This window comes from Candidatus Andeanibacterium sp., assembly GCF_057143545.1.
In genome coordinates, this window is the sequence record NZ_DBNHSF010000138.1 from 1 (window position 1) to 5,867 (window position 5,867).

Consider the following 5,867-nt stretch of genomic DNA (forward strand, 5'->3'; position numbering starts at 1 on the left):
GCGCTTGGGCAGCTTGAGCCCCTGGTCCTGCTCGAGCACCCAGGCGAAGCCGCCCTTGCCGGACTGCGAATTGACCCGGATGACGGCCTCGTAGGTCCGCCCGAGGTCGGCCGGATCGATCGGCAAATAGGGCACGCGCCACAATTCGTCGTTGCGCATCGCCTGCGCTTCGAAACCCTTCTTGATCGCGTCCTGGTGGCTACCCGAAAAGGCCGTGAATACCAGCTCCCCGCCATAGGGATGGCGCTGGTGGACCGGGATCTGGTTGCAATATTCGACGGTCTCGATGATCTCGTCTATGTTGGAGAAATCCAGCTTTGGATCAACCCCTTGGGTATACATGTTAAGACCAATTGTCACCAGGCAGCAATTGCCGGTGCGCTCGCCATTGCCGAACAGGCAACCTTCGACCCGGTCGGCCCCGGCCATCAGGCCCAGCTCGGCGGCGGCCACGCCGGTGCCGCGGTCGTTATGGGTGTGAAGGCTGATCGCGACCGTTTCGCGCCGCGGGATATTGCGGTGAAAATACTCGATCTGGTCGGCATAGATATTGGGCGTCGCCGCTTCGATCGTGGCCGGGAGGTTGAGGATCAGCTGGTGGTCCGCGGTCGGCTGGAGCACGTCCATCACCGCCTCGCACACCTCGAGGCTGAAATCGAGCTCGGCGGTCGAGAAGGTTTCGGGCGAATATTCGAAATACCAGTCGGTTTCGGGGCGCTTGGCGGCTTCATCGCGCAACACCTTGGCGCCTGCCACGGCGATTTCGCGCACTTCGTCGCGGCTCATCCGGAACACGATATCGCGCCACGCGGGCGAAACCGCGTTGTAGAGATGGACGATCGCCTGCTTCGCGCCTTCGAGGCTGGCAAAGCTGGTCCGGATCAGGTCTTCGCGCGACTGGGTCAGCACCTGGACCGTGACATCGTCGGGAATCCTGCCCGATTTCACCAACGCAGTGATGAAATCGAATTCGGTCTGCCCCGCGGCGGGAAAGCCGATCTCGATTTCCTTGATCCCGATATCGACCAGCATGTCGAAGAAGCGGTTCTTCTTCACGCCGTCCATCGGATCGATGATCGACTGGTTGCCGTCGCGCAAATCGGTCGAGAGCCAGCGCGGCGGCGCGGTTATGGTGCGCGTCGGCCATTGCCGGTCGGGCAGGTCGACCTGGGGAAAGGGTCGGTATTTTCGGCTCGGTTCCTTGAGCATGGGATTTGCCTTATCGCCTGGGCTACGCAGCACAAGCGCCGCGCGGCAGTTTCGACATCAGATTGTGGAAGTAGCCCTTAGGCGGGGTGCCATGCGCGTTTCGCGCAGACGGGATTGCACGCCTAAGGGCGCGTAAGTCGAAGCAGCGGAAGGATCGCGCGGTTCGTCATTGGAAGCGCAAATGGCCAATCGCCGGGGAAATTACAAGCAAAAGCTTTTCCGGCGTTAGGGAATTGGCAATCGCCAAATGGATCCGGGCGGGGGGATTGAGGGGAAGGGGTTCCCCGCCCGGAAGCCGATAATCCTATTTTTCGAACGCGGCCGCGATTTCGAGATCGACCGTGTCGGTGACGACCTGCGTCCCGAAATTGACGTTGAAATCGGTCCGCTTGATCCGGCCCCAGCCCTTGAAGCCGACGCTTTCCTTCTGGTTGAAGGGGTGTTTGCCGGCACCGGTGAACTGGGCCATGATCGCGACCGGCTTGGTCACGCCATTGAGCGTCAACATGCCGTTGATCAGGGCCTGGTCATCGCCGACCTTGCGGACCGAGGTCGAAACGAACCGCGCCGGTTCGGGGTTCGAACCGAAGAAATCGGGCGCAGCGCCATCCGCCCCGTCGCGCAACAGATGCGCGGTGAGGCCTTCGCTGGCCGTGAGCACGCTCGAGACCGGGATCGTGACGTCGAGCTTGGCGGCATCGACATTGGCCGGATCGAGTTCGAGCGTGCCGGTGATGTTGCCGAACAGGCCGAAATAGTCGCTGAAACCGAAATGGTTGACCTTCCACTGGACCAGCGTGTGTCCGGGATCGGCGGTGTAGGTGCCGGCAGTGACCTGCGAGGCGTCGGCCGTACCGGGCCCCGCCAATGTGCCATTCTGGGCATTGACGGCTGCAATCGAAAGCACGGTCGCCCCGGCAAGTGCGGCAAGGCCCAAGTGAAGTTTACGCATCCTGATGTTCTCCCGACAAAATATGAATGCACAGTTTTACGCGCCTGATGGACATTGTCCACCGCCTTCCACTTTTGCGGAGACAAGCAAAATTATGCCACTTCCGACGACGGAAGCGGGGACCATGACCGGTGATTGTCCGGCTGGGTCAGTTCTTGTCCTTGTCGACCAGCTTGTTGGCCCCGATCCAGGGCATCATTGCGCGCAGCTGCGCCCCGGTCTGTTCGATCGGATGTTCGGCCTGGCGCTTGCGGGCGGCCTTCATTTCGGGATTGCCGACCGCGTTATCGAGCATGAAGCGCTGGACGAAGCGGCCCGACTGGATGTCTTCCAGCACGCGCTTCATCTCGGCCTTGGTCTCGTCGGTTATCAGCCGCGGACCGGTGTGGTAATCGCCATATTCCGCGGTGTTCGAGATCGAATAGCGCATATTGGCGATACCGCCTTCATACATCAGGTCGACGATCAGCTTGGTCTCGTGGAGGCATTCGAAATAGGCCATTTCGGGCGCGTATCCGGCTTCGACCAGGGTCTCGAATCCGGCCATGATCAAATGGGTCAGGCCGCCGCACAGCACCGACTGCTCACCGAACAGGTCGGTTTCGCATTCTTCCTTGAAATTGGTCTGGATGATGCCCGAACGGCCGCCGCCGACGCCCGAGGCATAGGCGAGGGCAACGTCATGGGCGTTGCCCGACGCGTCCTGGTGGACGGCGATCAGGCACGGAACACCGCCGCCCTTGAGGTATTCGCCGCGGACGGTGTGGCCGGGGCCCTTGGGCGCGATCATGATCACGTCGATTTCGGGATCGGGCTCGATCAGCCCGAAATGGATGTTGAGGCCATGGGCGAAGGCCAGCGCCGAGCCGGGCCGCATCTTGCCCTTGAGGTCGTTGGTCCAGATCGAGGCCTGGTGTTCGTCGGGCGCAAGGACCATCAGGATGTCCGCCCATTCGGCGGCGTCGCTGTTCGAAAGGACCTTGAAGCCCGCGCCTTCGGCCTTCTTTGCGCTGGCCGAGCCCGGGCGCAGCGCGATCGCCACTTCCTTCACCCCGCTGTCGCGCAGGTTCTGCGCGTGGGCATGGCCCTGGCTGCCATAGCCGAGCACGGCGATCTTCTTGTCGATCACCAGGTTGAGGTCGCAATCGGCGTCGTAATAGACTTTCATCACTCGTTCTTTCTTTTCGGTCGTCATGCTGAACTCGATTCCAGCAACCATCGCGCGGTCATGTCCGGCGCTATTAGGAGAAATGGACCCTGAAACAAGTTCAGGGTGACGGTTGGTTCAAATTTATTTGCGTTAGATCCCCTCCGGCCCGCGCATCATGCCGACCACGCCGGTGCGCCCGACCTCGACCAGCCCGATCTCGCGCATCAGCGAAATAAAGCTGTCGATCTTCCGGGTGGTGCCGACGATCTCGAAGATGAAGCTCGAAGTGGTCGAATCGACGACATTGGCGCGGAACACATCGGCGAGGCGCAAGGCCTCGACCCTGTGCTCGCCCTTGCCGGCGACCTTGACCAGCGCCAGTTCGCGTTCGAGATGCGCGCCTTCTTCGGTCAGGTCGATGACCTTGTGGACCGGCACCAGCCGTTCGAGCTGGGCGTGGATCTGGTCGATCACCGCCGGCGGCCCGTTGGTGACGATGGTGATCCGGCTGAGCGCGTGGTTTTCCGAAATGTCGGCCACGGTCAGGCTGTCGATATTGTAGCCGCGCGCGGTGAACAGCCCCGCGATCTTGGCAAGGATGCCGGCCTCGTTGTCGACGATGACGGTGAGGACGTGGCGTTCGGCTTCGCGATGGTGGATCTTCATGATCTATTCTCCCCCCTCCTCTTTAGGGGAGGGGCAGCGAGACTTGGGTCAGCGTAGCTGGTCCTAGTCGCAGCGGGATGGGGCGAATGCAAGGAGCGTAGTGCCCGAAATCCAGGCCCCACCCCTCGATCCCCTCCCCTGAAGGGGAAGGGAGGATTTGTTGTCGCTCTCGCCATCACACCAGCGCCTTTGCTTCATCGTCCATCGTGCCCTCGACCATGTCGCCATAGAGCAGCATTTCGGTGTGCGCCGCGCCCGAGGGGATCATCGGGAAGCAGTTCGCTTCCTTGCTGACCTGGCAATCGACCATCACCGGTCCGGGATGCTCGATCATCGCCTTGATCCCGGCGTCGAGATCGGCCGGGTCGGTGATCCGTATGCCTTTCCAGCCGTAGCTTTCGGCCAGCTTCACGAAATCGGGCAGGCTGTCCGAATAACTCTCCGAATAGCGGCTTTCATAGGTCAGCTCCTGCCACTGGCGGACCATGCCCATATATTCGTTGTTGAGGATGAACACCTTGACCGGCAGCCGGAACTGGGTCGCGGTGCCGAGCTCCTGGATATTCATCTGGATCGAGGCTTCGCCGGCGATATCGATGACCAGCTTGCCGGGATTGCCGAGCTGGGCGCCGATCGCGGCCGGCAGGCCGTAGCCCATCGTCCCGAGCCCGCCCGAAGTGAGCCATTTGTTGGGCTTGTCGAAGCCGAAATATTGCGCGGCCCACATCTGGTGCTGGCCGACCTCGGTGCTGATCACCGGGTCGAGGTGGCGGGTGAGGGCGAACAGCCGCTCGACCGCGAGCTGCGGCATGATGTCCTTGCCATTGCCCTTGGGATAGGCGAGCGAGTCCTTGGCGCGCCAGCCGCTGATCCGCGCTTTCCATTCGGCGAGGTCGGCTGGCTTGCGCTTGCCCCAGGCTGCGACCAACTGGTCGAGCACGGTCGCGCAATCGCCGACGATCCCGAGATCGACATGCACGACCTTGTTGATCGAGCTGCGGTCGATATCGATGTGGATCTTCTTCGAACCCGGCGAGAACGCATCGAGCCGCCCGGTCACCCGGTCGTCGAACCGCGCGCCGATATTCACCATCACGTCGCACTGGTTCATCGCCATATTGGCTTCATAGGTGCCGTGCATGCCGAGCATGCCGAGCCAGTCGGGGTGCTGGAAATCGAACGCGCCGAGTCCCATCAGCGTGCTGGTGACCGGCGCGCCGGTCAGCTCCTGGAATTTGCGCAGCAGATCGCTGGCGCGCGGGCCGGAATTGATCACCCCGCCGCCGGTATAGAGGATCGGGCGCCTGGCGCCGGCGATCAGCTCGATCGCATCGGCGATCTCCTCGGCGCTTCCCGCCATGCGCGGATGGTAGCGGTTCTTGCGCTGGATGTTCCCGTCGTTCCACGGAGCGGTTGCGACCTGGACGTTCTTGGGGATGTCGACCACCACCGGGCCGGGCCGGCCGGTCGTGGCGATCTGGAACGCTTCGTCGATCGTCGCGGCGAGTTCGGACGGGTCCTTCACGAGGTAGTTGTGCTTGGTGCAATGCCTTGTGATGCCGATCGTATCGGCTTCCTGGAACGCGTCGGAGCCAATCAGATTGGTCGCGACCTGGCCGGTGAGGACGACCATCGGGATTGAATCGAGAAAGGCGTCGGCAATGCCGGTGACGGCGTTGGTCGCGCCCGGGCCCGAAGTGACCAGCACCACGCCGGGCTTGCCGGTCGAGCGGGCATAGCCTTCGGCGGCATGCGCCGCGCCGGCTTCCTGCCGCACGAGGATGTGGCGGATGCGCTGGTCCTCGAACAATTCGTCGTAGATCGGCAGCACTGCCCCGCCGGGATAGCCGAACACGAATTCGACCCCCTGCTTGAGCAGGCTTTCGACCA

Annotated in this window: 5 protein-coding genes; all 5 read right to left on the reverse strand. The window is 62.3% G+C overall.

Annotated features, from left to right (window positions below; genetic code table 11):
• On the reverse strand, positions 1 to 1,209 hold a 1,209-nt coding region (locus AC16XC_RS08190), incomplete at its 3' end, for a 2-isopropylmalate synthase (RefSeq protein ID WP_484034160.1).
• A gap of 304 nt (positions 1,210 to 1,513) precedes the next feature.
• Positions 1,514 to 2,161 (reverse strand): YceI family protein, encoded by a 648-nt coding sequence (locus tag AC16XC_RS08195; RefSeq protein WP_484034161.1) that lies wholly within the window; start codon positions 2,159 to 2,161, stop codon positions 1,514 to 1,516.
• 148 nt (positions 2,162 to 2,309) lie between these two features.
• Entirely contained in the window at positions 2,310 to 3,329 is a 1,020-nt protein-coding gene (gene ilvC, locus AC16XC_RS08200; RefSeq protein ID WP_484034164.1) for a ketol-acid reductoisomerase, read from the reverse strand.
• A gap of 132 nt (positions 3,330 to 3,461) precedes the next feature.
• Complete coding sequence (gene ilvN / locus AC16XC_RS08205) at positions 3,462 to 3,977, reverse strand: acetolactate synthase small subunit (RefSeq protein WP_484034162.1); 516 nt, start codon at positions 3,975 to 3,977, stop codon at positions 3,462 to 3,464.
• 175 nt (positions 3,978 to 4,152) lie between these two features.
• Positions 4,153 to 5,867: biosynthetic-type acetolactate synthase large subunit (gene ilvB / locus AC16XC_RS08210; protein ID WP_484034163.1), on the reverse strand; the 1,715-nt coding region annotated here is incomplete at its 5' end.

Excerpts from the sequence above, each read along its gene's own strand:
- ilvC (WP_484034164.1), bottom strand. The coding sequence starts at position 3,329 with ATGAAAGTCTATTACGACGCCGATTGCGACCTCAACCTGGTGATCGAC.
- ilvN (WP_484034162.1), bottom strand. The coding sequence starts at position 3,977 with ATGAAGATCCACCATCGCGAAGCCGAACGCCACGTCCTCACCGTCATC.
- AC16XC_RS08195 (WP_484034161.1), bottom strand. The coding sequence starts at position 2,161 with ATGCGTAAACTTCACTTGGGCCTTGCCGCACTTGCCGGGGCGACCGTG.